Annotated in this window: 3 protein-coding genes; 1 reads left to right on the top strand and 2 read right to left on the bottom strand. The window is 45.3% G+C overall.

What is annotated here, in order from left to right; all coding sequences use genetic code 11:
• Both AB1466_06595 and ubiE read right to left on the bottom strand, forming a co-directional pair.
• Window positions 1–693, bottom strand: a 693-nt coding sequence (locus AB1466_06595) for a UbiD family decarboxylase domain-containing protein (GenBank protein ID MEW6189751.1), incomplete at its 3' end; no start/stop codon positions are given.
• Between the two features lie 15 nt (window positions 694–708).
• Window positions 709–1,461: a bifunctional demethylmenaquinone methyltransferase/2-methoxy-6-polyprenyl-1,4-benzoquinol methylase UbiE gene (gene ubiE, locus AB1466_06590; GenBank protein MEW6189750.1), complete on the bottom strand. Its 753-nt coding sequence runs from the start codon at window positions 1,459–1,461 to the stop codon at window positions 709–711.
• Window positions 1,462–1,722: 261 nt separating this feature from the next.
• On the opposite strand from ubiE, the gene AB1466_06585 reads away from it, so the two are divergent.
• Window positions 1,723–2,023: hypothetical protein (locus AB1466_06585; protein MEW6189749.1), on the top strand; the 301-nt coding region annotated here is incomplete at its 3' end.

Here is a 2,023-nt window from a genome sequence, read left to right as displayed (position 1 = left end):
ATCAAAACCACGGGGAAGGGGTGCAGTTGCGGAATAGATCGTGGCCGGGTCTCCTCCCAAAGCTACCGCGACCTCAAGGGGTTCACCTCGCTTAACACTTTCTCGGTAAATCTCGGCTCCATCATGATGCATGTGCCAGTGCATCCCACAAGTTCTCTCATCAAAGACCTGCATACGATACATCCCCATATTTTGACGACCGGTCACAGGGTCTTTGGTGACCACCAAAGGGAGGGTGATGAATCTAGAGGCATCCTTCGGCCAGCATTTTAAAATAGGGAAAATTTCCAAACTGAAATTTCGACTTAACACAACCTCTTGGCATGGAGCCTTTTTAATGAGCTTGGGTTGAAGACGAGTGACGTCCTTGAGTTTCAACAGGGTGCTAATTTTCTGGCGAAAAGTTGAGGGAAGTTCCGATGGGAACAGGGATTGCAATCTCTCCGCAACTTGGTCGAGGTTCTCGGCATCCAAAGCCCAGCTCATCCGTTTAAATGAACCAAAGGTATTTATGAGCACGGGCATTTGCGATCCCTTAACGTTTTCAAAGAGAACAGCAGGACCCTGGCTTTTATTCACCCGATCTATGATTTCGGTTATCTCCAAGACCGGATCCACGAGCGTGCTTACCCGGCACAATTCTCCCCTTACCTCGAGAAATTCAATAAATTCTCGAAGGTCTTTAAAGGCCAATTTCCACCTCCGTGATCAACATTTTATTCCCAAATGTATGGCCACTATTCCTCCGGTTAAATTGTAGTATCGAACCTCGCTGAAGCCCACCTTTTCCATGATGATTTTCAACTCATCCTGGCTGGGGAACTCCCTGATCGAATTAGGTAGATAAAAATAGGCATCGGACTTCCCGGAGATGAACCCCCCGATTCTGGGGAGAATCTTAAAGGAATAAAAATCGTAAAGTATCCTAAAAATGAGGGATGTGGGATGGCTGAACTCCAGACAAATTGCCCTTCCATAGGGTTTTAACACTCGGTGCATCTCCTTGAATACCTTATCGATATTGGCGACGTTTCTCATGCCAAAACCCACAGTCACCGCGTTGAAGGATTCCGTCGGAAACTCCAGTTCTTCGGCATTCCCATGGACAAAGGTACAATTGCTGATCTCCGTCGCCTCGATTTTCTCCTGAGCCAGCTTCAGCATCTCTTGACAAAAATCAAGGGCAACGACCTTCCCCTCCAATCCGACCTTCCTGGAAAGAAGAATTGCCAGATCTCCGGTACCTGAGCAGATATCCAGAGCGGTATCTCCAGGAGATAGGTCAGCTAATTTTACCGCAAATCTTTTCCAATGGCGATGCAAGCCGAAGCTTAAAAGCGTATTTAAAAGATCGTAACGTTTGGCTATGGTGGAAAATATCGATTTAACATATCTCTCTTTTTCCCCAGCCGAAGCTAGATTGTTTACCTTATCTCCCTCTCGAAAGCCTTTCTCCTCCATCCCCCAGCTCCAACTGGTAGTAGCCTACATTAGAAAGGAAAGTTGCGGGCTTTGGATACGGCTTTTGGTCATTTGGACTTATATATTGTTTAGGATCTATTGCTTCGGATTTAGGATTTTATCCCTGTTTGCCTCCAGCGCTTACTAATTGTATATCAAAAGCCCCGTTTTTCAAACAATTTTTAGAGAAACGTCTTCAAAGAATTTCAAAAAGAAGGTATACTACTACAAGTTCAACCCTCCCATTTTAAGGAGTTCTCGATGTCGGAGAAATCCTCGAGTGTATATCAAGAGAGGGCAGTGCAAAGTTTCCTTAAAGACGGGAATTTATCCGATGTTTTCGAAAAAGTCCTAGCTGGGAAACGACTTTCGAACGAGGATGGGATCAGACTCTACCAATCAGATGATCTGCTTCAAATTGGCTGCCTCGCCGACCTGGTAAAACAGAGAAGAACCGGCGACTACGTTTATTTCATCAATAATAGACATATCAATCCCACCAACGTATGTATTAACAGGTGCAAATTCTGCGCCTTTAGCCGAGACAAAGAAGATCCCGATG

Source organism: Actinomycetota bacterium, from assembly GCA_040755895.1.
Lineage (GTDB): Bacteria > Actinomycetota > Aquicultoria > Subteraquimicrobiales > Subteraquimicrobiaceae > Subteraquimicrobium.
This window is presented reverse-complemented; position numbering and strand designations above follow the sequence as displayed.